At 66.4% G+C, this 23,648-nt stretch carries 21 protein-coding genes; 7 read left to right on the top strand and 14 right to left on the bottom strand.

From position 1 onward, the window contains the following. Positions 1-2: 2 nt before the first annotated feature. The 10 genes from pheT to Mspo_RS12660 all read right to left on the bottom strand — a co-directional run bounded on the left by pheT (position 3) and on the right by Mspo_RS12660 (position 10,514). Complete coding sequence (pheT, locus tag Mspo_RS12705) at positions 3-2,423, bottom strand: phenylalanine--tRNA ligase subunit beta (protein ID WP_159730273.1); 2,421 nt, start codon at positions 2,421-2,423, stop codon at positions 3-5. Between the two features lie 6 nt (positions 2,424-2,429). Continuing rightward, positions 2,430-2,918 (bottom strand): hypothetical protein, encoded by a 489-nt coding sequence (locus Mspo_RS12700; RefSeq protein WP_159730271.1) that lies wholly within the window; start codon positions 2,916-2,918, stop codon positions 2,430-2,432. Continuing rightward, positions 2,918-3,235, bottom strand: coding sequence for a hypothetical protein (locus Mspo_RS12695; protein ID WP_159730269.1), 318 nt, complete (start codon positions 3,233-3,235; stop codon positions 2,918-2,920). The genes Mspo_RS12700 and Mspo_RS12695 overlap by 1 nt, the downstream gene beginning before the upstream one ends. 34 nt (positions 3,236-3,269) lie before the next feature. Beyond that, positions 3,270-4,352 carry a phenylalanine--tRNA ligase subunit alpha gene (gene pheS, locus Mspo_RS12690; protein ID WP_159730267.1) on the bottom strand — a complete coding sequence of 361 codons (1,083 nt, stop codon included), beginning with the start codon at positions 4,350-4,352 and terminating at the stop codon, positions 3,270-3,272. Between the two features lie 115 nt (positions 4,353-4,467). Further along, on the bottom strand, positions 4,468-5,607 hold the full coding sequence (locus tag Mspo_RS12685) for an alpha-amylase (protein ID WP_159730265.1): 1,140 nt from the start codon (positions 5,605-5,607) through the stop codon (positions 4,468-4,470). A 469-nt stretch (positions 5,608-6,076) separates the two neighbouring features. Further along, positions 6,077-7,276 carry an acetate/propionate family kinase gene (locus Mspo_RS12680; protein WP_244613425.1) on the bottom strand — a complete coding sequence of 400 codons (1,200 nt, stop codon included), beginning with the start codon at positions 7,274-7,276 and terminating at the stop codon, positions 6,077-6,079. Then, positions 7,273-8,229 (bottom strand): bifunctional enoyl-CoA hydratase/phosphate acetyltransferase, encoded by a 957-nt coding sequence (locus tag Mspo_RS12675; protein WP_159730263.1) that lies wholly within the window; start codon positions 8,227-8,229, stop codon positions 7,273-7,275. The genes Mspo_RS12680 and Mspo_RS12675 overlap by 4 nt, the downstream gene beginning before the upstream one ends. A gap of 40 nt (positions 8,230-8,269) precedes the next feature. After that, positions 8,270-8,710, bottom strand: a complete 441-nt coding sequence (locus Mspo_RS12670; RefSeq protein WP_159730261.1) for an ArsC/Spx/MgsR family protein — start codon at positions 8,708-8,710, stop codon at positions 8,270-8,272. 249 nt (positions 8,711-8,959) lie between these two features. Next, a complete protein-coding gene (locus Mspo_RS12665; protein WP_159730259.1) occupies positions 8,960-9,736 on the bottom strand; it encodes a M48 family metallopeptidase in 777 nt (258 codons plus the stop codon). A gap of 136 nt (positions 9,737-9,872) precedes the next feature. Continuing rightward, positions 9,873-10,514, bottom strand: a complete 642-nt coding sequence (locus Mspo_RS12660) for an SCO family protein (RefSeq protein ID WP_159730257.1) — start codon at positions 10,512-10,514, stop codon at positions 9,873-9,875. 356 nt (positions 10,515-10,870) lie between these two features. Here Mspo_RS12660 and Mspo_RS12655 point away from each other — a divergent pair, with 356 nt between their 5' ends. Continuing rightward, positions 10,871-12,415 (top strand): helicase HerA-like domain-containing protein, encoded by a 1,545-nt coding sequence (locus tag Mspo_RS12655; RefSeq protein ID WP_159730255.1) that lies wholly within the window; start codon positions 10,871-10,873, stop codon positions 12,413-12,415. 30 nt (positions 12,416-12,445) lie between these two features. Here the strand turns inward: Mspo_RS12655 and Mspo_RS12650 are convergent, their stop codons facing one another. Together Mspo_RS12650 and Mspo_RS12645 are read right to left on the bottom strand one after the other, a co-directional pair. Next, the gene (locus Mspo_RS12650) at positions 12,446-12,910 is read right to left on the bottom strand and encodes a hypothetical protein (RefSeq protein ID WP_159730253.1); all 465 of its coding nucleotides are present in this window, start codon (positions 12,908-12,910) and stop codon (positions 12,446-12,448) included. 9 nt (positions 12,911-12,919) lie between these two features. Then, entirely contained in the window at positions 12,920-13,492 is a 573-nt protein-coding gene (locus Mspo_RS12645; protein WP_159730251.1) for an HNH endonuclease, read from the bottom strand. A 337-nt stretch (positions 13,493-13,829) separates the two neighbouring features. Here Mspo_RS12645 and Mspo_RS12640 point away from each other — a divergent pair, with 337 nt between their 5' ends. The 5 genes from Mspo_RS12640 (at position 13,830) to serA (ending at position 20,210) form a co-directional block, all read left to right on the top strand. Beyond that, a complete protein-coding gene (locus tag Mspo_RS12640; protein ID WP_159730250.1) occupies positions 13,830-15,332 on the top strand; it encodes an undecaprenyl-phosphate glucose phosphotransferase in 1,503 nt (500 codons plus the stop codon). 303 nt (positions 15,333-15,635) lie between these two features. Next, on the top strand, positions 15,636-16,187 hold the full coding sequence (locus tag Mspo_RS12635; protein ID WP_159730249.1) for a hypothetical protein: 552 nt from the start codon (positions 15,636-15,638) through the stop codon (positions 16,185-16,187). A gap of 192 nt (positions 16,188-16,379) precedes the next feature. After that, complete coding sequence (locus tag Mspo_RS12630) at positions 16,380-17,228, top strand: outer membrane protein (protein WP_159730248.1); 849 nt, start codon at positions 16,380-16,382, stop codon at positions 17,226-17,228. 121 nt (positions 17,229-17,349) lie between these two features. Further along, positions 17,350-18,522, top strand: a complete 1,173-nt coding sequence (locus Mspo_RS12625; protein WP_159730247.1) for a phosphoserine transaminase — start codon at positions 17,350-17,352, stop codon at positions 18,520-18,522. Between the two features lie 101 nt (positions 18,523-18,623). After that, a complete protein-coding gene (gene serA / locus Mspo_RS12620; RefSeq protein ID WP_159730246.1) occupies positions 18,624-20,210 on the top strand; it encodes a phosphoglycerate dehydrogenase in 1,587 nt (528 codons plus the stop codon). A gap of 227 nt (positions 20,211-20,437) precedes the next feature. On the opposite strand, the gene Mspo_RS12615 is transcribed toward serA, so the two are convergent. After that, a complete protein-coding gene (locus Mspo_RS12615) occupies positions 20,438-20,620 on the bottom strand; it encodes a hypothetical protein (RefSeq protein WP_159730245.1) in 183 nt (60 codons plus the stop codon). Between the two features lie 221 nt (positions 20,621-20,841). Continuing rightward, positions 20,842-21,723, bottom strand: coding sequence for a tetratricopeptide repeat protein (locus tag Mspo_RS12610; protein ID WP_159730244.1), 882 nt, complete (start codon positions 21,721-21,723; stop codon positions 20,842-20,844). A gap of 490 nt (positions 21,724-22,213) precedes the next feature. On the opposite strand from Mspo_RS12610, the gene Mspo_RS12605 reads away from it, so the two are divergent. Continuing rightward, positions 22,214-23,539: an Nramp family divalent metal transporter gene (locus tag Mspo_RS12605; protein ID WP_159730242.1), complete on the top strand. Its 1,326-nt coding sequence runs from the start codon at positions 22,214-22,216 to the stop codon at positions 23,537-23,539. Positions 23,540-23,648 lie beyond the last annotated feature (109 nt).

Here is a 23,648-nt window from a genome sequence, read left to right as displayed (position 1 = left end):
CGTCATCCTCTCAACTGGGCCCCGGTTTTCTTGCCCGCCTCTGTGACGATTTTATGGGCGACCGCCTCGAGCTCCGCTTCGGTGAGCGTTTTGTCGCGCGGCTGCAACAGCACGGCGACGCCGACCGACTTCTTGCCCTCCGGCACGCCTTGCCCCTCATAGACGTCGAAGACGGTGACATCGGCGATGAGCGTGCGATCGGCGCCCTGCACGGCGCGGATGAGATCGCCGGCCGGCTGGGCGCGGTCCAGCAGAAAGGCGAAGTCGCGCGAGACCGGCTGGAGATCGGAGAGCTCCAATTTCGGCTTGGCCTTGGTCGGTTTCGCTTTCGGAGCCGGAAGCGCGTCGAGAATGATCTCGAAAGCCGCGATCGGCCCTTCGACGTCGAGCGCCTGCAGCGCGCGCGGATGCAATTCGCCGAAATGGCCGATGATCGCCTTGGGGCCGAATTGCAGCGTTCCCGAGCGGCCGGGATGGAGCCAGGCGGGGCCGCCGGCGACGATCTGCAAGCCGCCGGCGGCGACGCCGAGCGTCTGCAACAGCGCGAGCGCATCGGCCTTGACGTCGAAGACGCTCACCGCGCGCTCCTTCGCCGACCAATGCCGGCCGGCGCCGGCGGGCAGAGCGAGGCCGCGGCGAAGGCCGGCGGCGGCGATCTTCTGGCCCTTCTCATCCTCGCTCTGGAAGATCTGCCCGACCTCGAACAGCGCGACATCGGGAAAGCCGCGCGCGGCGTTGCGGCCGGCGGCTGTCACCAGGCCGGGAAGCAGGCTCGGGCGCATGTCGGAGAGCTCGGCGGCGATCGGATTGGCGAGCGCGAGATCGGCGCCGCCGCCGCCGAAGGCCTGCGCCTGCTCCTTGGACACGAAGGACCAGGTGACGGCCTCCACCAGCCCGCGCGCGGCGAGCGCGCGCCGCGCCGCCCGCGTTCGCTTCTGCAACAGAGTGAGAACCGGCTCGGTGACGCCCTCATCGCGCGGCAGCGGCGCGGCGGCGATGGCGTCGAAACCGGCGATGCGGGCGATCTCCTCGACGAGATCGGCCTTGCCCTCTATGTCCGGGCGCCATGTCGGGACGCCGACCTGCGCTTCGTCTCCCGCTGCTCCGACAGTGAAGCCGAGGCGCGCGAGGATCGTCGCCTGCTCCTCGCGCGAGACGTCGAGGCCGGTGAGGCGCTTCGTCTCGCTCCAAGGGAAGCACAGCTCGCGCGTCTGCGTCTCCGCGGAGCCGGCGACGACGACATCCGACGCTTCGCCGCCGCAGAATTCCAGCACCAGCCGCGTCGCCAGCTCGAGGCCGGGCAGGGCGAAAGCCGGATCGACGCCGCGCTCGAAACGATAGCGCGCATCGGTGGAAATGCCGAGCTTGCGGCCCGTGTGGGCGATATTGGCCGGGTCCCACAGCGCCGTCTCGATCAGCACCTCGGTCGTCTCGTCGGAGCAGCCGGAATGCTCGCCGCCCATCACGCCGGCGAGCGATTCGGGGCCCTTGTCGTCGGCGATGACGACCATGTCGGAATCGAGCTTATAGGTCTTGCCGTCGAGCGCGAGCAGCTCCTCGCCGTCGCGGGCGCGGCGCACGGTGAGGTCGCCCGCCACCTTCTTCGCGTCGAAGACGTGAAGCGGACGCGCGCGGTCGAAGGTCAGATAATTGGTGATGTCGACGAGCGCATTGATCGGGCGCAGGCCGATGGCGCGCAGACGATCCTGCAGCCAGGCGGGGCTCGGCCCGTTCTTGACGCCGCGCACGAGACGCAGCGCGAAGAGCGGCGCGAGATGCTTGTCGTCCTCGGCGAAATCGAGCGTGACGCGGTGCGGATTGGGGAAACGGCCTGCGATCGTCTCGATCGCCGGCGTCTTCAGCGCCCCGAGGCCGGCGGCGGCGAGGTCGCGCGCAATGCCGTGGACGCCGGCGGCGTCGGAGCGGTTGGGCGTCAGATTGATCTCTATGACCGGATCGTCGAGCCCGGCCCATTTGGCGTAAGGCGCGCCGATGGGCGCGTCCTCGGGCAATTCGATGACGCCGTCATGTTCGTTCGAGAGCTCGAGCTCGGCCGCCGAGCACAACATGCCGAGCGATTCGACGCCGCGAATGACGCCCTTGCCGAGGGTGATCTTCTTGCCGGGAATATAGGTTCCCGGCGCGGAGAAGACGCTTTTCAAGCCGGTGCGGGCGTTGGGCGCGCCGCAGACGACCTGCACCGGCGCGCCCGCGCCCGTATCGACGGAGCAGACGCGCAGGCGATCGGCGTTGGGATGCGGCTTCGCCTCGATCACATGGGCGATGACGAAATCTTTCAGCTGCGCGGCGGGATCATGCAGATGCTCGACCTCGAGGCCGATGCGGGTCAATGTTTCGACGACCTCCTCGAGCGAGGCGCTCGTCTCGAGATGGTCTTTCAGCCAGGAGAGTGTGAGTTTCATGCGGGGTCAGTTCCTGCCGGCGTCGGCGATGGCGTTTCGACGCCGCTTCGTCACGAGATGGGCGGCGAGCAGCAATCTCGTTTCCGCCTCGAGCGATCTTATGGCGGCGACGGTCTCCCGCGCCTCCTCGACCAATTTGCGCGTATCGTCGCGTCCATAGCGGAAGGGTTCCGGATCATAATCCGCCTCTTCGCGCGCCTGTTGAAGGCGCAAGAACGACGAGCCGATTTTTTCGACCTCCGCGCCATAGGACCTCGAAGTCCGCGCCCGTTCGAACAGGCGGCGGGCTTCGTTGTGATCCAGGGAACGATAGACCGGACTGAAAATATTCCACGGCTTTTTCCACCCTACGAGCTCGTCGGCGCAGAGATCGGCGAGCGCGTGGAAAACGGCGTAATAGGCGGTCGAAGCGGCGCGCCGCAACGACGCTTGCCTCGGCTTGCCCTTCTCGCGCTGGGCGAGATCATGCGCGATGTCGAGCAGATCATCGATCATCAATGCGCCGCAGAAGGCTTCGCATCGGGCGCGCGAATATCGTCGACAGCATATTCGTCGCCGGGGAATTTGAAGCTCAGATAGGGAAAGCGCGTGTCGCCCAGCGCCAACAGCGCGTTGCTGACAGCCATTTGCGTCTCGATCGATTCCCGTGCGCTCAAATCGTCGGCCCCTGTCTTCGTCACAATATCGAGAAACAAGGCCGGCTCATCCGCATGATCGTAATCCTCCCGGACGTCGACATGGTCGAAACGCGCAGGACCGAGAGCGCGGCGCAGCGCATCGTCGATCGCATGTCGCATGGCCTCGGTCATCATCTTCGCCTCTCCATGCCTCGCCCGCCTCGAAACCTCACCCGCTCAATCCCCCCGCCAGCGTCGGGAAATCCAGCGGCCGAAAGCCGTAATGCGTCAGCCAGCGCGCGTCGGCCTCGAAGAAGGCGCGCAGATCCGACATGCCATATTTCAGCATGGCGAGACGGTCTATGCCGACGCCGAAGGCGAAGCCCTGATATTTGTCCGGATCGAGCCCGCAATTGCGCAGCACATTGGGGTGCACCATGCCGCAGCCCAATATCTCCATCCAATCCTCGCCCTCGCCGAAGCGAATGTCGCCGCCCTGACGCCGGCACTGCACATCCACTTCCGCGGAAGGCTCGGTGAAGGGGAAGAAGGAGGGGCGAAAGCGCATCTTCACCGATTTCACCTCGAAGAAGGCCTTCAGAAACTCCTCCAGCGCCCATTTCAAATGGCCCATATGGGTCGTCTCGTCGATGACGAGCCCTTCGACCTGGTGAAACATAGGCGTATGCGTCTGGTCGCTGTCGCAGCGATAGGTGCGGCCGGGGCAGATCACGCGGATCGGCGGCGCTTTTCTCAGCATGGTGCGCACCTGCACCGGGCTCGTATGGGTGCGCAGCAGCTTGCGCTTGCCGTCGGCGCCGGGCGGGAAGAAGAAAGTGTCGTGCATCTCCCGCGCGGGATGCCCTTCGGGGAAGTTCAGCTTGGTGAAATTATAGTCGTCGCTCTCGATGTCCGGCCCTTCGGCGACGGAAAAGCCCATATCGGCGAAGATCGCCGTCAATTCGTCCATGACCTGCGAGATCGGATGGATGCGGCCGAGCGCCTGGCCGCTCTCCTGCACCGGCAGCGTCACATCCAAAGTCTCGGCGGAAAGGCGCTTCTCCAGCGCTTGCCGCTGCAGCACCTCGCGACGCGCGGCGATCGCCTCCTGGGCCTTGTCCTTTAGCGCATTGATCTTCGCGCCTTCGGTCTTGCGGTCCTCCGGCGACATTTTGCCGAGCGTCGCCAGCAGCGCCGAGATGCTTCCCTTCTTGCCCAGCGCGCCGATGCGCACGGCCTCGAGCGCGGCCTCGTCGGCCGCGGCCGCGATTGCCGCCAGAGTCTCGGTCTCCAGTTCCGCTATATCCGTCATCGTCCCGCCACGGCTTTTAGATTTCCGGGGCGGGTTGTGCCATGCTCGGCAGGCGATGTCGAGAACGCGGGCGGCGCGGAGCAGCAGCCGGGCCGCCGCGCCCGGCTGCGTTTTCTTAAATTTTCCAGCGCAGCGCCATGCCGGCCTGCCAATTCTTGGAGAGCTGCGGCCCGTTCAGGCTCTGATAGACGGGAATGCCCGCCTCCAGCGCGATGGTGAGCGCCTCCACGCCGATGAGGGCGCCGGCGATCGTCGCGCCGCCCCACAGCTCCACGCGCTGGCCGCCGTAGAAATTGGGATTGGCCGCCTGCGCCTTGCCGCGGACCATCGGATCGAGGCCGCGAATCTCGCCCTGCGTCGAGGCGCTGACGCGGAAAGTGGTGGTCAGGCCCTTGATCCAGCTATAGCCGGCCCAACCGTTGAACTCGTGCAGATCGCCCCAGAGATAGCCTTCCGGATTGGCGGCGAGCGGAAAGCGGCCGCGATAGGAGAGCCCCCAGGACCATTTGCCGATATGGCCGGCGTAGACGACGCCCGGCAGAATGTCGAAAGTGCCCGCGCCCGGCTGCAATGCATAAAAAGCGCGGCTCGTGGCGTAGCTGCCGTCCGGCAGCAGGAGGCGGAAGCTGTTATGCGTGCTTCCGGTCGGGAAGCTCACGCCGAGATTGAGCTGAATGCGGTGTATCGGGTCCTGATAGACGCGATAGATCGTCGAGGCGGTGAAATCGGTGAGGCCGTCGGTCCCCGTATGGCTGATCCCCAGCCTGTTGAGACTCGTCGGCCCCCGGAAGGTCAGCATGTCGAGGTTGCGCTCGATCATGCCCCCGGTGATCACGACGGACCAGTCTTTGGTTATTCCATAGGCGAGCGCGAGCGTCTGCGACGCGACCGAGACATTTTGCGGCACGAGCCGGAGCTTCGAGGTCGGATGGCCGAACCAGGGCGTCGTGGCGACGACTTCTTCCGAGGAGACCTGCCGCGTTCCTTTCAGCGTATGCGAGAGATTGGCGAATTGCGGAATGATGGAGACGACGAGCTTGCCGGCGGGCGGCATATCGGCGCCGAAGACGCCGAGCGGCGCGGGCGGGAGCGGAGCCGGAGCCGCCACGTCGGGCGCTGGCGCGGCGACGAGCTTTGCGGGCGCGTCCGCCGCCGCGACGTCTCCGACGCAGACGCCGAACAAGGCCGCGGCGACGGCCAATGTCTTCGCGCTCGCGGTCTGGCGCGGCGGAGCGCTTCGTTTCGTTTTTCTCATTTTCTCGTCTGCCCCTGATCGGCGCCGCGCTCCGTCGGGGCGCGACGGACAAAAAAGCCGCCGTCCGAGCGTCGCGCTTGCGAGCGCGACTCGATCGGAACAGCGGCGTTGCTGAATTTGGCCCCTCTTTGGACCGCGCCGAGAACTCGCGTCTCGGCGCGGTTCGAGACGCAATCTCGGCGCCACAGATGCGCGCCGCGCCTCGTCTCGACAATTCAGCCGGTTGTGAAAAAGCGGGTCTCGCAGCGCGCGGACATGCGCCCGCAAAATGAGCGACGGGCGCCGAATAGCTGTGCGGTGTTCGACCTTTCGGCGGTTGCGATGCGGACCTGAAGGCCCGCGGTCCGGTGCGCGCCCTGGACAGATTCTCGGCTTTTGTTTCGACGCGTTTCCAACGCCGAACCGGCGTGCGCTTCGGCTGGAAACGCTCGAGCCTTCAGGCTCGCTTCGACCTGCGGTCGGATCAAAGTCAGCAGTTACGAAGCAGCGCTCGCACGGCTTCGGCGATCACGGCTTCCTCATTGGTGGGGAGCATGAGGGCTTCGATGCGGCTCGACGGCGCGCTGATCCTTTGCGCATTGGCGGCGTTCGCCTCCTCGTCGAGCGCGAGGCCGAGATAGCCGAGATAGGACGAGATGCGCGCGCGCATGGCGGGCGAATTTTCGCCGACGCCGGCGGTGAAGACGATGAGGTCGAGCCCGTTCAACGCGCTCGCGAGCGAGCCGATCTCGCGCGCGGCGCGATAGGCGAAGAGCGCCATCGCCTCCTCCGCCGCGGTCGAAGCATTCTCCTCGAGCGCGCGCAGATCGTCGCTGACGCCAGAGACGCCGAGGAGGCCCGACCGCTCATAGAGCAGAGCATGGACGTCATTGGGCGAATAGCCCTCCTGCATCATGAGATGCAGCAGCAGGCCGGGGTCGATCGCCCCGCTGCGCGTGCCCATCATCAGCCCGTCGAGCGCGGTGAAGCCCATCGTCGTCGCGACGCTCTCGAGGCCGCGCATGGCGCAGAGGCTCGCGCCATGGCCGAGATGGGCGACGATGGTCCTCCCTTGCGCATGCGCGACGCCCTGCCGGCGCAGCTCCTCGGCGATGAATTGATAGGAGAGGCCGTGGAAGCCGTAGCGCAGCACGCCGCGCTCGGCGAATGCGCGCGGCAGCGGAAAAAGCTGCGCGAGACGCGGCTGCGTGCGGTGGAAGGCCGTGTCGAAACAGGCGATCTGCGGCAGCTCGGGCAGGCTCTCGAGCAGGCTGCGGATCGGCGCGAGATTATGCGGCTGATGGCTCGGCGCGAGCGGCGCGAGCGCGGCGAGCCGTTGCAATATTTCGGGCGTCACGAGAACCGGGCGATCGAATTCCGCGCCGCCATGGACGACTCTATGTCCCACGGCGGCAAGGGGAAGCGCGGCGAGCCGCTCGCCGATCGCGCCGATCAGCCAGCGCGCCGCGCCTTCGTGATCGACGTCCGGCGCCGGGCCTTCGCCCGCCAGCAGCGCCGCCGCCGTCTCTCCCTTCGCCGAAAAACGCGCGGGCTGGTCTTGCACTTTTATCGCGGTGACGCCGCCGCGGCAGAGCGGCGCGAGGCTCGCGGCGTCATAGAGCGCGAATTTGAGGCTCGAGGAGCCGGCGTTGAGCGCCAATAGGCCTTGCGTCGCCGAAAGGGAGCTCACACGCCCTCCACGACGCGATGAGCGTAGAGCTGCGCCAGAGCGCAGGAGACGACGCGCGCGCGCACGCCGTCGGCGCGGCTCGTCAGCACGATGGGGGCGCGCGCGCCGAGCACGAGTCCGGCGTCCTCGGCGTCGGCGAGATAGACGAGCTGCTTGGCGAGTATATTGCCGGCCTCGAGATCGGGCGCGAGCAGAATATCGGCGTCGCCGGCGACAGTGGAGACGATGCCTTTCGCCTTGGCCGCCTCCGGCGAGATGGCGTTGTCGAAGGCGAGCGGGCCGTCCACATCCGCGCCCCTGATCTGGCCGCGATCGGCCATTTTGCAGAGCGCCGCCGCCTCGATCGTCGAGGGAATTTTGGCGTCGACCGTCTCGATCGCCGACAAAACCGCGAGCTTGGGCCGTTCTATGCCGAGCGCGCGTGCGAGATCTATGGCGTTCTGGGCGATGTCGCGCTTATCGGAGAGGGTGGGAGCGATATTGATCGCCGCGTCGGTGACGAGCAGCGGCTTGCAGTAATTGGGCACGTCGAGCACGAAGACATGGCTGATGCGTCGCTCCGTGCGCAGGCCCGTTCCCTCGCGCACCACGGCTCCCATCACTTCGTCCGTGTGGAGCGATCCTTTCATCAGCGCCTCGAGCTCGCCGCGACGCACCAGCGCGACCGCCTCGTCGGCGGCGGCGTGGCTATGGGGCGCGTCGACGATCTCGACGCCCTCGAGCGAGAGTTTCGCCGCGGCGGCGGCGGCCGCGATCTTGGCGCGGGGACCGATCAGCACGGGCGTGACGAGCCCCTCGTCGCGCGCCGCGAGCGCGCCTTCGATGGAGACCGCGTCGCAGGGATGCACGACGCCGATGCGGATGGGCCGCAAGACGCGGCACCGCTCGAGCAGCGTCTCGAAATACAGGCCGCAAGGAGCCCCCGAGGCCGCGACATCGCGCTGGAACAGCATCACGACCTCCTCGAGCGCAGGCTCGCCGCCCGCCGACGCCTCAGTCGGCGGGGGCCTCGGTCTCGCTTCCGGCGCGATGCGCCGCCGCTTCCGTCCGCACGCAGGTGTCGCTCACCCGCTTCTCGGTCGGCTGCAGGCCGATCCATGCGCCGATCCGCTCCGGATCGAACCCCGCTTCGCAGCGGCCGCCGACCTTGATGAGCGGCCTGCGGATCAATATCGGGTCGACGATCATCATGACGAGCGCCGCCTGCGGCGTGATTTTGTCTAAATCGATCTCGCCGGATTTGACGCGCGGCGCCGCGAGATTGAACCACTCGCGCACGGGAGTCTCGCCGAAATAGGGCCGCAGGCTGGAGACGCTCCAGGGCTCGGCCAGCAGATCGCGCACCTGCAGCGCATGGCCGGAGGCCAGCAGCAACGCCTTTTGGCGCGCGTTGCCGGCGCAGCCGGGTTTCTCGTAGAAGATCACGTCGGCCATACGCCACCCTGATAAGCGATTACCGAAAAAGGAAGTCTGTCTCTTTTATAGCGCATTTTTGTGCGCCGCGGAACGGCGCGATTCGGCTGGAGGGAAATTTTTAACGATTCAGAAACCAAGCGGCCGTGACGCGCCGATGACGGCGCGGCCGCTTCGCGAAACAAGGGAAGGGAGAAGGATGCGCTCTAAAGTTATTTGGCTTCGCATGCTCTTTTCCGAAAACCGCTTCGCACTTTTCGGGAACATGCGCTATTCGCTCGCGCCGAATTTGTGCAGATGCGCGCCATGCGCGGAGAGCCAGGCCTCGGCGCGATCCGTCTCCTCGCACAGGCGCCGCGTCAGCGTCCAGAAGCGATCGGAGTGATCGAGATATTCGAGATGGGCCACCTCATGCGCGGCGAGATAGTCGAGCACGAAGGGCGGCGCCATCACCAGCCGCCAGGAGAAGTTCAGCGAGCCTGTCGCCGAGCAGGAGCCCCACCGGCTCACCGTGTCGCGCAGGCCGACGCTGCGCGCGGGCAGGCCGAGCGCGCGCGTGTGACGCTCCACCGCCTGTTCGAGATCGCGACGCGCCTCGCGTTTCAAATAATCGACGATGCGGCGATGAATATGCTCCCGCCGGCCGGCGACGCAGAGATCGAATCCCGCGATCTCGGTCGATGCGTGAGCGAAACGCGTCCCGATCCACACGGTTCCGCGCGCGTCGGGACGATGCGCGATCGAATGATCGACGCCGCGCAGCGGCACGACGGCGCCGTCGCGAAAGGGAATCGTTTCCGGCAGCCTGCGAAGGCGCGCGGCGATCCAGGCGGCGTGACGCTCGGTGAATTCGCGCGCCTCGCGCAAAGAGGCGCGCGCCGGCATGGTGAGCACGGCGTCGCGCGCCGCGAAACGAACGCGCAGCGTGAAGCGCCGCGCGCTGGCGAGACGACGCAACGAGACGGTGAGCGTCTCGCCGCCGTGAGTGACTGTGATGGCCGTGGAGCCCGCGGTTTTCGCGAGTCCGTCGCGTCGCAAACGAAGCATGGCGCGATGCTAACGCAAAGCCATGCCGAGTCGCGACAGGGAAGTGAGCGCCTTACGCAAAAAAACATCGACTGTGTCGTCTGTGCGTCGTCGCGCCGCGACGAGACGACGCGAGAGCGTCACATGCGGAAGAGCGTCACAAATAGCGTTCGAGCTCGCGCGCGGCTTCCGCGGGCTTGCGTCCCACATTGAAGGCGCCGACGAAGCGGCCGTTCTTGTCCATCAGATAGACGATGGTCGTATGATCGACCGCATAGTCTTCGCCGCTGTCCGCCGCCTTCTTGGCGTAGATGCGATATTCCTTCAGCACAGGGTCGATCGCCGCTCTGTCGCCGGAGCCGCCGACGATGCGCGGATCGAAATTGGAGAGATAGTCCTTCAGCGCGGCGGGCGTGTCGCGCTCGGGATCGACGGTCACGAACAAAGCGCCTGCATTGGCCTTCGGCCCCAGCGAACGCAGGATCTCGGAGATCTCGAACAAAGTCGTGTGGCAGACGTCCGGGCAATGCGTGTAGCCGAAGAAGACCAGGAAGGGGCGGCCGAGGAAGTCTTTCTCCGTGATCGTCTGGCCATTGTGCGCCACGAGCTGAAACGGACCGCCGATGGCGGAGGCGGGGGGCGGCGGCGGCTTCAGGCTGGTGAAGACGACCAGGGCGACGAAAGCCGCGAGAAAGGCCCCGCCGATCGCCAAGAGTGGGAGCTTGGGAATATTGCCGCCCTTGCCGCGACCCTTTTGCGAACTCCCCTTTTGCGAGCTTCTGGCGTAACCCTTGGACATGCGTTTTCTTCCCGAAGATATGGCGTCGTTTTCAGATATCGCCGCGGCCGAGGGAGCGACGGTCTCGCGATCGTCGCTGTCTTCCAGACCCTGTGCGAGCTGTCTGGGCGCGGAGCGAAAGCCCGCGTCTTCTGCGCGGCCGCGATCCGGCGTGCGATCCTGTTCGACGCTCCTCTCAGTCCGCGGAACTTAGCCTGCGGAATGGCGTTCGCCAAGCGTCGCCGCAGAAGAGCGTCGCCGCAGAGAAGGGAGCGGGCGCCGCGTCGCAGCGAGCCGAGCGAAAGCGCTCTTGTTCGACGCATCCGGCTATATAATGCCGCGGAGCCGATTCTTCGTAGCAGCGCAGGGACGAGAACATGTCCGACGATCCGAACGCCATCCCCGGAAAAATCCTCGTCGGCGCGAATAATGACGGGGTCTATAGTTACCTCACCCTTTCCGTCGGCAATCGCCACGGCCTCATCGCCGGCGCGACCGGCGGCGGCAAGACGGTGACGTTGCAGCGCCTCGCCGAAGGCTTCTCCAATGCGGGAACGGCGGTGTTTCTGGCCGATGTGAAGGGAGACCTCGCCGGATTGTCGCAGCCGGGCGAGGCGCGCCAGGCTTTCGTCGATCGCGCGCTCGAAATCGGGCTCGCCTATGCGCCGGATCGCTTTCCCGTGGTCTTCTGGGATCTGTTCGGCGAGCAGGGCCATCCGGTGCGCGCCACCATTTCCGAAATGGGGCCGCTGCTGCTCGCGCGCCTGCTCGAGCTCAACGATGTGCAAGAGGGCGTTCTCAATGTGGCGTTCCGCGTCGCCGACGAGCAGGGTCTCTTGCTGCTGGACCTCGAGGACCTGCGCGCGATTTTGACCTATGTCGCCGACAATGCCGCGGGATTGAAGACGAAATACGGCAATGTCGCGCCCGCGACCGTCGGCGCGATCCAGCGTCAGCTGCTCGTGCTGGAAGCCCAAGGGGCGAAGACATTCTTCGGCGAGCCGGCGCTCGACATCGGCGATTTTCTGCGCGTCGATCGCGACGGCCGCGGCGTCATCAACATATTGGCCGCCGACAGGCTGATGCGCTCGCCGCGGCTCTACGCCACTTTCCTGCTCTGGCTGCTGTCGGAATTGTTCGAGCAGCTGCCGGAGGTCGGCGATCTCGACAAGCCCAAGCTCGTCTTCTTCTTCGACGAGGCGCATCTTCTCTTCGACGACGCGCCCAAGGCGCTGCTTTCGGCGATCGAGCAGGTGGTGCGGCTCATCCGCTCCAAAGGCGTCGGCGTCTATTTCGTCACGCAAAATCCGCTGGACGTGCCCGACAGCGTGCTCGGCCAGCTCGGCAATCGCGTGCAGCATGCGCTGCGCGCCTTCACTCCGCGCGATCAGAAAGCCGTGCGCGCGGCGGCGGAGACATTCCGGCAAAATCCCGCCTTCGACACGGCGGAGGCGATCATGCAGCTCGCCGTCGGCGAGGCGCTCGTCTCCATGCTCGACGCCAAGGGCAAGCCGGAGATGGTCGATCGCGTGCTCATCGCCCCGCCCTCCGCCCGCGTCGGGCCGATCACGCCCGAGGAGCGCGCGGCGGCGCTCGCCGCAAGTCCGCTGCGCGGCAAATATGACACGCCGATCGATCGCGAATCCGCCTTCGAAGTTCTGCAACAGCGCGCCGATGGCCATTTGCGCTCGGCCGGCGCCGGACCCGCCCGCGCCGACGCGCCGACACAGGCGAGCACGGGCGGCGGCCTCATCGGCACGCTCGGCGGCGTCGTCGGCGGATTGTTCAAGCGCGAGAATCCGAAGCGCATGTCGACAGGCGAGCTCGCCATGCGCTCGGCCGTGCAATCGGCGGCGCGCTCCATCGGCACGCAGATCGCGAAGGAAGTGCTGCGCGGCGTGCTCGGCGGGATATCCCGCTGACGGGGGCTCTCTACTTCTTCGCGCAGGCCTTCACGAAAACCGCGGCGTCCTCTCGCCGCCGCGCACTGCGATCAGCCAATAGATCGTGCCCGTCAACGCCCCGGCGAGGAAGAACAGCAGCGCGAAGCGCCCTTCGGCGGGGCTCGCCTCGGCGAGGCCGCCGCCGCGCGCGGCGCGCAAAATCGTCGGCGCGGCGGCGGCGAGGAGCGCCGTCGCGCCCGCATACCACGTGTAGGCGCGCGCTCCCGCGACCTCGCCGGCGAGCGCCACAATGGCCAGCGGCGCCGCGCAGCCGGCGATCCCCATCGCCCACAGCACGTAACCGAAGGCGGCGGCGACATCGTCCGGCTCCGCCGAGAACAGCGCAGCGATGGCGAGCGACGAGCCGGCCTCGCGCGTCGTCGGATCGCTCAGCGCGGCGATGGGCAGGAAGATCATGCCCGCGCCGGCCGCGATCACGAAGGCGAAGGAGATGACGAGAAGACGGCGCAACATTCGGCGGTATCAGGGCTCCAGCACCGAATCCCAGTAGAGATAGTCGAGCCAGCTCTCATGGAGATAATTGGGCGGGAAGAGCCGCCCATTGCGATGCAGATCGGCGACGCTCGGCTGGAACGGCGGCTGCGCCGGAAGCATATGCGCCTCATGCGGCAGCCGGTCGCCCTTGCGCAGATTGCAGGCGGAACAGGCCGCGACGACATTCTCCCAGGTCGTGGCGCCGCCCTTGGAGCGCGGGATCACATGGTCGAAGGTGAGGTCGTCCCGCTGTCCACAATATTGGCAGGTGAAGCGGTCGCGAAGAAAAACGTTGAAGCGGGTGAAGGCGGGCTGGCGGGCTGGCTTTACATAGGCTTTGAGGGAAACGACCGAAGGAAGCCTTATTTCGAAACTCGGACTTTTGACCGTCTTGTCATATTCCGAGACGATGTTGACCCGGTCGAGGAACACCGCCTTGATCGCGTCTTGCCAGCCCCAGAGGGACAGAGGGTAGTAGCTCAGCGGCCGATAGTCGGCGTTGAGAACCAGCGCAGGACAGGCCTGCGGCGAAACATTGGACTGGCGAAAGTGAACGGTCACCTCGGCCCTCTTTCCGCGAATCGTTCGGACGCCCTCCAGCCCCCGAGCCGCGCTCATAGTCTACAGGCAGGATGACGCCATTGTGAAGGCTTCTCTCCGCGCCGCGGCGCCGCGGCTCCCGCAGCGCGGTCGGCCGTCGCGACGGTGAAGGTAAATTCGTTTTACATCAGTATATTACGTTTGGACTCCGGCTCCGGCGGCGCGCCGCGGCCCTTCTCTCGATACGATTTCGCCCGTCTGCGGGCAGGCCGTTTGCAGCCAAATGCGAGAAAGCCGGCCGAAACGGGCGAATTGCTCCAATACGGCACGGCGACCGTATCGGGTTGGAGTCGAGGCCGTGTCGAGTATCGCCGATCTTCCCATTCCGTCGCTCCGCAAAGGCGACGCGCGCGCCAGAGCCGGAAACGAGAGCGCGGCCGCTCTGCGCCGCGGCTGGTCCCATTTGATGCCGAGCCAGAATGCGGCGCTGATGCGCGCCTCCTTCTCCATCGTCGCGGCGCTGCTCGACGCCGTCGTCATTCTCGGCACGGCGATCGCCTGCGAGACCCTCTACCATCTCTTCGCCTATGGCTATGACGGGTGGACGCCGCCCAATCTGCGGCTCTGCGCCTTCGCGGCGATCCTGTTCGTCCTGTCCAATGTCATGCGCCACGAATATGCGATCAAGAATTATCTGTCGCTCGAAGGCCATGGCTGGCGCGGCGCGGCGCTGTGGAGCGTCGCCTTCCTGTGCGCTTTGACCTTCGGCTTTCTCGCCAAGGCGACGGAGGAATCCTCGCGCGGCGCTTTCGTCCTCTTCTATGCGACGGGCTTTCTCTCCGTCTATGCGGCGCGCGCCGGGCTGGTCGGCGTCGTGCGCCGCAGCGCCGAGCGCGGCGGCGTTTCGGCGCGCCGCGTCTTTCTCGTCGGCTTCGAGAACGACATAGAGGCGTTCATGCGCCGCTACGAGCCCCGCGAGAGCGGCATGAATATCGTCGCCGCCGTGGCGCTGCGCGACCGCGCCGACGCGCTCGAGGACGATCTCGCTCTGGCGCAGGCCTCCGCGCGCATGTTGCGGCCGGACGATGTGTTCATTCTCGCGCCGTGGAGCCGCACCGATGTCATCGACGATTGCGTGACCGCCTTTCTGCGCGTCCCGGCCTCCATCCATCTCGGGCCGGAGCGCGTGCTCGACCGTTTCGTCGACGCGCGCATCAACAAGATCGGCGCGATCTCGAGCCTCAATCTCAACGGGAGACGGTTCGAATCGCTCGAGATCATCGCCAAGCGGCTCTTCGACATGGTCTTCTCGGCGCTGGGCCTCGTCCTGCTCGCGCCGCTCATGCTGCTCGTCACGGCGGCGGTCAAGCTCGACAGCAAGGGGCCCGTCCTGTTCTTCCAGCGTCGCCACGGCTTCAATCGCGAGCCCTTCCGCATCGCCAAATTCCGCTCCATGACGACGATGGAGGACGGCCGCAACGTCACTCAGGCGACGGCCGGCGACAAGCGCGTGACGCGCGTCGGGCGCTTCATCCGCCGCTACAACATCGACGAGCTGCCGCAGCTCTTCAACGTGCTGCGCGGCGACATGTCGCTCGTCGGCCCGCGCCCCCATGCGCTCGTCCACGACGAGCTCTTCGAGCGCAAGATCGCGCTCTACGCCCGCCGCCACAATGTGAAGCCCGGCATCACCGGCTGGGCGCAGGTTCACGGGCTGCGCGGCGAGATCGACTCGCCCGAGAAGATCAGGCTGCGCGTCGAGCACGATCTCTATTACATCGATCATTGGTCGCTGCCGCTCGACGTGTGGATCATCTTCATGACGATCTTCTCGAAAAAGGCCTATCGCAACGCGCTGTGACGAAAGCGATGCGGCGGGGCCTCGACGACTTCCGACGCATAAAGTTCGGAGCGGCCCCGAGTATTCACGATGTGCGCATCCGATAGCGCGAAGCGGGGGCGGTGAAATCGCCTTTCCTCGTTCACCCGATCGCCCTCATCCCCTGCGGCTCCTTGTTCCGCCGCGCGCGAAAGCGTGATAGAGACGCGTCTGGCGGCGGCGCCTGCGGCTCTCTCGAACCGCGGGCTTCGCCGCTTTTCGTGCGCAGCGGGAGCGCGGGTCGCGTTCTTCCGCCGACGAGGCTCCAACCCCATAGGCCGTCAAATGTCGTTTTCGACGTCGTCCATAAGCCTGCCGCCCACGCCGAAGGCGCTCCTCGACATCATCAAGCTCGAGGCCGGACCGGCCGGGCTTCCAGACTCGCGGCAGGCGCTGTGGATCGCCCTCGGCGCCTATGCGGCGACCGAAGCCGGCGGGCAGATGGTGAACGGCGACATTCTCCCTTCCCTCGCCTATGGCCTGCTGAGCGCCGCGCTGCTGGCGGCGACGACCTTCGGCGCGCTGATCTTCGTCGGAGCGCGCGAGCGCTTTCAGCAGACGCTCGTCGCCCTCACCGCCACGGGCGCGCTCATCGGGCTCATCTCCGTCGTGCTGTCCCTCGCCGTCTCGCAGATATTCCCGGCGCCGCTGCCGACCGGAAAGCTCGTCGGCTTCGTGCTGTTTCCGCTGGTGATGTGGAAATTCACCGTGTTCCTGTGGCTCTTGCGCCACGCCTCGCTGCGTTTCATCCCGGCCTTCGCGATCTCGGCGATCTATGTCGGCTTCACGCTGCTCATCCTGTCGCCGCTGCTCACTCGCATCTTCAACCTGCTCTGACCGAGAGCGTTTCCAGCCGAAGTAGACGCCGGCTCGGCGTTGGAAACGCGATCAAAACAAAAGCCTGGAGCGCCGTCGCCGAAGCGCGACGGAGCCCCATTAAGCAACAATTAAGTATAATCACTTACTCATCGTTCATCACCCGCGTCGCGGCCGGCCTGACGCCGCCCGGCGCGAAGCGAGGATGAACCAATGAGATTTTCCGGTTGCTGGGCCGGGGCGGGGCTCATTTGCGCGGCCCTGGGCGTTTTGACCGCCGGCTCCGCCGCCGCGGCGGACATGCCTTTCTTTTCTCCGCCGGCGCCGGAGGACGGCCCTGTCGAGCTCGGAACCGGCTGGTATCTTCGCGGCGACATCGCCGCGGCGCGCTCCCCTGTGCTGAATATAGACGGCGCCGTCACCGCCAATAATTTCGTGAATAACTGGTCGGCCGGCCTCGGCTTCGGCTATCGCTACAATTCCTGGCTGCGCACCGACCTCACCGCCGATTACCAGCCGCTCTACAGCCGCTCCGGCGCGGCCTATGTGGCCACGCGCTGTCAGATCGGCGCTGTCGGCACGCCCCCCGGCGGACCTTTCACCGGTTCCGATCCGGTCTACGCCACTTGCTCCCCCTATTTCCAGAGCCGCGCGACCACTGCGGTGTTCCTCGGCAATGTCTATGTCGATCTCGGCACATGGGGCGGGATCACGCCCTATGTCGGCGCCGGCGTCGGCCTGGATGTGATGTTTCAGAAGTCCCAGGCGCAATGGTACCAGGGCAATCTCGTTCCCTATGCGGGCGTGACCTGGACCGACCCCTATACGCTCGGGACCTATATGGCCAATTGGGACCGCAGCTATTCCAACACCTATCTCAAATTCGCCTACGCCTTCATGGGCGGATTCGCCTATGAGCTCACCGATCATTGGACGATCGACGTCGGCTATCGCTACCTCAATCTCGGCGCGATCTCGGGCAAGGACGCGCTCGGCGTCACCCATTCGCGCAAGCTCGATGTGCAGCAGGTCCGGCTCGGCTTCCGCTATCTGATCGACTGAGGCCGGCGCGAACTCTCTGCTCCCTCCGACGCCCCGCCCCAGCTCGCGCCCGACTTGACGCGAAGGTGTGTTGCGCGTAGCGCAGGCTCCGAAAATCTATGCCCCGGGAGGCAGCACCCAAATGCCCATCCAAAAGCCCGGCGTGAAGCCGGCCGATCCGCGTTTTTCCTCCGGCCCCTGCTCCAAGCGTCCCGGCTGGACGCTGGGCGCGCTCTCGGGCGCGGCGCTCGGCCGCTCCCATCGCTCCCCCGCCGGCAAGGCGAAACTGAAAGAGGCCATCGAGCTGACGCGCGAGGTGCTGCGCGTCCCGGCGAGCCATCGCATCGCCATCGTCCCCGCCTCCGACACCGGCGCCGTCGAAATGGCGCTGTGGTCGCTGATCGGCGCGCGCGGCGTCGACGTCGCCGCCTGGGAGAGCTTCAGCTCCGATTGGGTCACCGACATCATCGAGCAGCTGAAGCCGGGCTCGGCGCGCAGCTTCGTCGCGCCCTTCGGCCAATTGCCCGACCTCTCCAGGATCGACTTCGACAATGATTTCGTCTTCGCCTGGAACGGCACCACCGCCGGCGTGCGCGTGCCGAACGCCGATTTCATCCCCGCGGATCGCAAGGGGCTGACGATCTGCGACGCGACCTCGGCCGCCTTCGCGCAGCCGCTCGACTTCGCCAAGCTCGACGTCGTCACCTATTCCTGGCAGAAGGTGATGGGCGGCGAGGCCGCGCATGGCATGCTCATCCTCTCGCCGCGCGCCGTCGAGCGGCTCGAGAGCTACACGCCCGCCTGGCCGCTGCCGAAGATTTTCCGCCTCACCAAGAACGGCAAGCTCATCGAGAGCATTTTCGAGGGTGACACGATCAACACGCCCTCCATGCTCTGCGTCGAAGATTATCTCGACACGCTGAAATGGGCGAAGTCGATCGGCGGTCTCGACGCGCTCTTCGCGCGGGCGAACGCCAACGCCGAGGTCGTCGCCGATTGGGTGGAGAAGACGCCCTGGTTCGCGCATCTCGCGCAGGATCCGGCGACGCGCTCCAACACCGGCGTCTGCCTCGCCTTCGCCGATCCCGCCGTCGCCGCCAAGCCGCGCGCCGAGCAATCGGCGCTCGCCTCGCGCATCGTCGGGCTCGTCGAGAAGGAGGGCGCGGGCTTCGACTTCGGCGCCTATCGCGACGCGCCGCCCGGGCTGCGCATCTGGTGCGGCGCGACGGTGGAGACGAGCGACGTCGCGGCGCTGACGCAATGGATCGACTGGGCCTATGCCGAGGCGGTCGCGCAATCGGCCAAGGCGGCTTGAGAGAGACGCCGCTCGTCACGATCTAGAGGAAGGGACGGACGCCGCGCGAGCGCGGCGCCGATGGGGGCGAATTCGCTCGGCGCCGCCGAGGGAGGCTCTCCATGCAAAAACGCGTGCTCGTTTCCGACGCGCTCGCGCCCACGGCGCTCGAGCTCTTTCGCTCGCGCGGGCTCGAGGCGGATTACCGGCCCGAGCTCGGCAAGGACCGCCACGCTCTCGCCGACGCCATCTTCGCCTATGACGGTCTCGCCATTCGCTCGACGACGCGCGTGGACCAGGCGCTCCTCACGCGAGCGGAACGGCTGAGGGTCGTCGGCCGCGCGGGGGTCGGCGTCGACAATGTCGATGTCGCCGCGGCGACGGCGCGCGGCGTGATCGTGATGAACACGCCCTTCGGCAATTCCATCACCACCGCCGAACATACGATGGCGCTGATGCTGGCGCTCGCCCGCCAAATTCCCGCCGCCGACGCCTCCACGCGCGCCGGCAAATGGGAAAAGAACCGCTTCATGGGCGTCGAGCTCGCCGGCAAGACGCTCGGCCTCATCGGCTGCGGCAATGTCGGCGCCAATGTCGCGACCCGCGCGCTCGGCTTTTCCATGCGCGTCATCGCCTATGATCCCTTCCTCACCGAGGAGCGCGCGCTGAAGCTCGGCGTCGAGCAGGTCGATCTCGACGCGCTGCTCGCGCATGCCGACTTCATCACTCTGCATACGCCTCTCACCACCAAGACGCGCGGCCTCGTCGACGCGCGATCGCTGAAGAGGACCAAGCGCGGCGTACGCATCGTCAATTGCGCGCGCGGCGGGCTCGTCGATGAGGCCGCGCTCGTCGCCGCGCTCGACGAAGGCCATGTCGCCGGCGCGGCGCTCGATGTGTTCGAGACCGAGCCGGCGCGCGAAAATCCGCTGTTTTCGCGGGAGAACGTCGTCTGCACGCCGCATCTCGGCGCCTCGACGGTGGAAGCGCAGGAGAAGGTCGCATTGCAGATCGCCGAGCAAATGTCGGATTTCTTGACGCGCGGCGCGATCGTCAATGCGGTGAATTTCCCCTCGATCGGCGCGGAAGAAGCGCCGCGCCTCGCGCCCTTCGTCGATCTTTCCGAAAAGCTCGGCTCCTTCCTCGGCCAATCGACGGAAGCGCCGATCGAGCGCATCGCCGTCTCTTATGAAGGCGCGGCGGCGCAGCGCAATATTCCGGCGATGACGGCGGCGGCCGTGGCGGGACTGCTGCGGCCGGCGCTGGCCGAAATCAATCTCGTGTCGGCGCTCGCCATTGCGAAGGAGCGCGGAATAACGATCGACGAAGCGACGCGCTCCGGCGAGAGCGACTATGACTCGCTCATCGCCGTTTCGGTGGCGACGCGCGAGGGGGAGAGGACGCTCGAAGGCTCGCTGTTCCATGACGGCAGGCCGCGCATCGTCGCCGCCGACGGCGTGCGCGTCGAATCGGAATTCTCCGAGCGGATGATTTTCGTGTCCAACGCCGACAAGCCCGGATTCATCGGCCGTTTCGCGGGCCTGTTGGGCGCGGCGGGCGTCAATATCGCGACCTGCGCGCTCGGACGCGACAGACCGGGCGGCTCCGCTGTGGCCATTGTCGCGATCGACGAGCCGGCGCCGCGCGAAACAATACGCGCGATCGCCGCGCTTCCCGGCGTGCGCTTCGCGACGACGCTGCAATTTTGAGGGGGAGATCAAGCGGCGCGCATTTTTCGAGGAGCGCCATCGAGCCTCGGACGAGGAGCCCAGCCCCTCGGCGCTATCGTCCTCCTCACTCCGCCTCATTGTCGCGACAACGAGGCGGAGGAGGCGGATCGAGTAGCGACTTTTTTAAAAGTCGGCGATCAACGCCAAGCCGCGAACTTCACGAGAAGGGTCGGCGAAGCCGCAGCGCAAAGGCGAGATCGTCGTAATTACTGGATCATCTTCACGGTGCGGCCGACTCCCGGATCCGGGCCGTTGCCGGTGCCGTTGGTGCCGGCCGGCGAAATCCAATCCGGAACCTTCGTCAGCATGACGATAACGAACGCCGTGATGCCGACGATCCAAAGCACGGTCTTGCCGATATCCGCGCTGCTGTGAGTGCCGAGTGACATGTGACGGATCCTCCGAATGTTGGTGCGTTATTTTGTTTTTTTTGCACTTGATGCGTCGCATCGGCGACAGCCTACACCAACTCGTTTCCGGACACAATGCGGCATGTGCGCGCGCGACAAAATTAGCCAGATTTCAGTGAGCAGCGAAGGCGCGGGCGCGAAAAGGCGATCCCGGGGCCCGACGGCTCCAGGATCGCGTCTCTTTCTCGGCGAGAAAGGGATCAGTCCCGGCGCGTCAGATAATATTCGAGCATTGCGACGGCCGCTTTGCGGTCCGCCTCGCCCGCCCGCGCCAGCGCGCGGGAATGCAGCTCGACGATCCATTGATCGGTCGGCCGGTCGCCGGCGGCTTCGCGCGCCAGCGTGAGATACATGAGGCCGCGCGCCCGCTGGGGCGGACCGCCGGCTTCGCCATTGAACATGAGATGGCCGAGCAGAGCCTGCGACGGGGCATGTCCCTTGCGCGCGGCGAGATCGAGCCAATTGGCGGCCTGGCGCGCGTCCTTGGAGACGCCATTGCCGTCGAGATACATGCGCGCGAGATTATATTGCGCGTCGGCGTTGCCGAAATAGGTCGCGGCGTAGCGGAAGAGATCGAAGGCGCGGCCGGCGTCCGGCGCGATCTTCGCCGCGGCGATCCCTTCGAGATAATAGACGCCGACAGCCACAAAGGCGCCGGCCGCCATCAGCCGCTCGCGCGGGCTCGGCTCGTCGTCGGCGAAATGCTCGACGAGCTTGGCGAAATAGGAATAGGCCTTGGCGTCGTCGCGGGCGACGCCGTCGCCATCCGCATACATGCGGCCGAGTTTCCACTGCGCGAGCGATTCGCCGCCGTCGGCGGCGTAGCGCAGCGCCTCCACCGACTTTTTGGCGTTGCCGGCGTGATAGCTCTCGAGGCCGGCGCGCAGGGCGGCCTGCGGATCCTTGAAGATCGTCAGAGGCTGAGTGGCGGCGGCGATGGAGCGCGGCTCTGCAGCGTCGAAGGCGGCGGCGCGTTCCGCGCGAAGAAATCCGACGGTCGCGCAGCCGAGCGCGAGAAGCAGCGTCCCACGACGCCCGCGCGGCCCGACCGTAGACGCAATCCGCTGGAGAAACACGATCATCTAGGATCTGACTTTCTCAACGCCGCTGGCGCTTCATAAAAAACGCCGAGCACCTACTCCGCCATGCGTCACCGCCGAAAATCGACGACAGGCGTTTGGAAACGAGAAAGGCGCTCCCCCGCGACGAGCTGGCGCGGAAGTCGTCTCCCATGTCTCCGATGACCTTGTGACGGGGCGAGATTAGCGCAGCGTTTATGGCTGAAAAGGGGCATGTGGCGCTTTGCGCGGCTCGCGGAAAACTATCTCGCCGACTGTTGCAACAAGGTCACAAATTTTAGCGTTTCGTCGCATGTTCGGCGCCTGCGCGACGCATCCGACTACGCATTGCGACATAGAAACGACCCAGTCCAGCGCATGGCGGAAAGAGGCGCGGGCGAGCCGCCGAAAAGATAGGCGTCCGCAGGCCCGCTGGCGCGCACGACGGGAGCGGCCTACTATGTCGCCGTGGAGGTCCGCCTCGGACATGGGCGGCCGCAGCGGAGAGCCGCGAATGCACGCCGTCTCGCCCGAGACTTCCGCCATGCTCGTTTCGGCTCGCGGCGACATGCGCGCTTCGGTGCGGGTCCCGCGCGAGACCGTCGGCTTTCGCCGCTTGTTCATCTTTCTCGGTCCCGGCTATCTGGTCGCGACCGGCTATATGGATCCCGGCAATTGGGCCACGGCGCTCGCCGGCGGCTCCAAATTCGGAACGGCGCTGCTCTTCGTCGCCGTTCTGTCCAGCCTCATGGCGATCGTGCTGCAGTCGCTGACGGCGCGGCTCGGCCTCGCGACCGGCCTCGATCTCGCGAGCGCCTGCCGCCGCCATTTTCCCCGCACGGCCTCCGTCGCTCTCTGGCTGCTGGCCGAAGCGGGGATATTGGCGACCGATCTCGCCGAGGTGATCGGCACGGCGATCGGCCTGCAATTGCTCTTCGGCCTGCCGCTCGCCATCGGCGTCGTCGTCACCCTGCTCGACACTTTCCTCGTGCTCGCCTTCGAGCGCTTGGGCTTTCGCAAGATCGAGCTCTTCGTCGTCGCCATGCTCGGGATCATCGCTCTGGCCTTCGGCGGCCAGCTGCTGCTGGCGCAGCCGGATCTCCACGCGGTCGCCGCCGGCCTCGTCCCGAGCCGCGCGCTTCTCGAGAATTCCGAGATGCTCTATATCGGCCTCGGCATTCTCGGCGCGACGGTGATGCCGCACAATCTCTTCCTGCACTCCTATATCGTGCAGACGCGCGACGTCGGCGCCTCTTCGGCGGAGCGTCGCGAGGCGATCGACTTCGCCATTTTCGACAGCTCGCTCGCGCTGCTCTTCGCGCTCGTCATCAACGGCTCGATATTGGTGCTGGCGGCGGCGGTCTTCCACGCCTCCGGCCATACGGAGGTCGCCGAGCTCGGCGAGGCCTATACGCTGATCGCGCCCCTCCTCGGCGCGCCGATCGCCGCCAAGCTGTTCGCCATCGCGCTCATCGCCTGCGGGCTCAACTCCACCGTGACGGCGACCCTCGCCGGGCAGATCGTGATGGAGGGCTTCGTCGAGCTGCGCATGAAGCCGGCGCTGCGGCGCCTGGTGACGCGGCTCATCGCCATCATCCCCGCCGTCGCCGTCACCCTCGTCTCGGGGGAGGAGGGGAGCGGCCGGCTGCTGGTGCTGAGCCAGGTGGTGCTGAGCTTCACTCTGCCCTTCGCCGTCGTACCGCTGGTCTGGTTCACCGCCTCGCGCGGGCTGATGGGCGAGCTCGTGGCCCCGCGCGGCGCCACGGCCGTCGCCGCCGTCATCGCCGCGGCGATCGTCGCGCTGAACGGCAAGCTCGTCTTCGACGCGATCGCCGGCTGAGCTTCAACCTTCCCTTTACCATGCCGCCGCTCGCTCGCGGCGCGAGCGGCGGGGTCCGGCGCACGCTCCTGGCGTTAGCGTTTCCAGCCGAAGTGGACGCCGGTTCGGC

Source organism: Methylosinus sp. Ce-a6 (assembly GCF_009811655.1).
GTDB lineage: Bacteria > Pseudomonadota > Alphaproteobacteria > Rhizobiales > Beijerinckiaceae > Methylosinus.
The sequence above is the reverse complement of the archived record's forward strand: the minus strand, read 5'-3'. Positions and strand labels throughout refer to the sequence as shown.

Coding starts and splice junctions, on each gene's coding strand:
- pheS (WP_159730267.1), bottom strand. CDS start 4,352: ATGACGGATATAGCGGAACTGGAGACCGAGACTCTGGCGGCAATCGCG.
- pheT (WP_159730273.1), bottom strand. CDS start 2,423: ATGAAACTCACACTCTCCTGGCTGAAAGACCATCTCGAGACGAGCGCC.
- Mspo_RS12670 (WP_159730261.1), bottom strand. CDS start 8,710: ATGGCCGACGTGATCTTCTACGAGAAACCCGGCTGCGCCGGCAACGCG.
- Mspo_RS12660 (WP_159730257.1), bottom strand. CDS start 10,514: ATGTCCAAGGGTTACGCCAGAAGCTCGCAAAAGGGGAGTTCGCAAAAG.
- Mspo_RS12665 (WP_159730259.1), bottom strand. CDS start 9,736: ATGCTTCGTTTGCGACGCGACGGACTCGCGAAAACCGCGGGCTCCACG.
- Mspo_RS12655 (WP_159730255.1), top strand. CDS start 10,871: ATGTCCGACGATCCGAACGCCATCCCCGGAAAAATCCTCGTCGGCGCG.
- Mspo_RS12610 (WP_159730244.1), bottom strand. CDS start 21,723: ATGATCGTGTTTCTCCAGCGGATTGCGTCTACGGTCGGGCCGCGCGGG.
- Mspo_RS12700 (WP_159730271.1), bottom strand. CDS start 2,918: ATGATCGATGATCTGCTCGACATCGCGCATGATCTCGCCCAGCGCGAG.
- Mspo_RS12675 (WP_159730263.1), bottom strand. CDS start 8,229: ATGCTGTTCCAGCGCGATGTCGCGGCCTCGGGGGCTCCTTGCGGCCTG.
- Mspo_RS12695 (WP_159730269.1), bottom strand. CDS start 3,235: ATGATGACCGAGGCCATGCGACATGCGATCGACGATGCGCTGCGCCGC.
- Mspo_RS12615 (WP_159730245.1), bottom strand. CDS start 20,620: ATGTCACTCGGCACTCACAGCAGCGCGGATATCGGCAAGACCGTGCTT.
- Mspo_RS12685 (WP_159730265.1), bottom strand. CDS start 5,607: ATGAGAAAAACGAAACGAAGCGCTCCGCCGCGCCAGACCGCGAGCGCG.
- Mspo_RS12635 (WP_159730249.1), top strand. CDS start 15,636: ATGTCGTTTTCGACGTCGTCCATAAGCCTGCCGCCCACGCCGAAGGCG.
- Mspo_RS12650 (WP_159730253.1), bottom strand. CDS start 12,910: ATGTTGCGCCGTCTTCTCGTCATCTCCTTCGCCTTCGTGATCGCGGCC.
- Mspo_RS12625 (WP_159730247.1), top strand. CDS start 17,350: ATGCCCATCCAAAAGCCCGGCGTGAAGCCGGCCGATCCGCGTTTTTCC.
- Mspo_RS12605 (WP_159730242.1), top strand. CDS start 22,214: ATGCACGCCGTCTCGCCCGAGACTTCCGCCATGCTCGTTTCGGCTCGC.
- Mspo_RS12630 (WP_159730248.1), top strand. CDS start 16,380: ATGAGATTTTCCGGTTGCTGGGCCGGGGCGGGGCTCATTTGCGCGGCC.
- serA (WP_159730246.1), top strand. CDS start 18,624: ATGCAAAAACGCGTGCTCGTTTCCGACGCGCTCGCGCCCACGGCGCTC.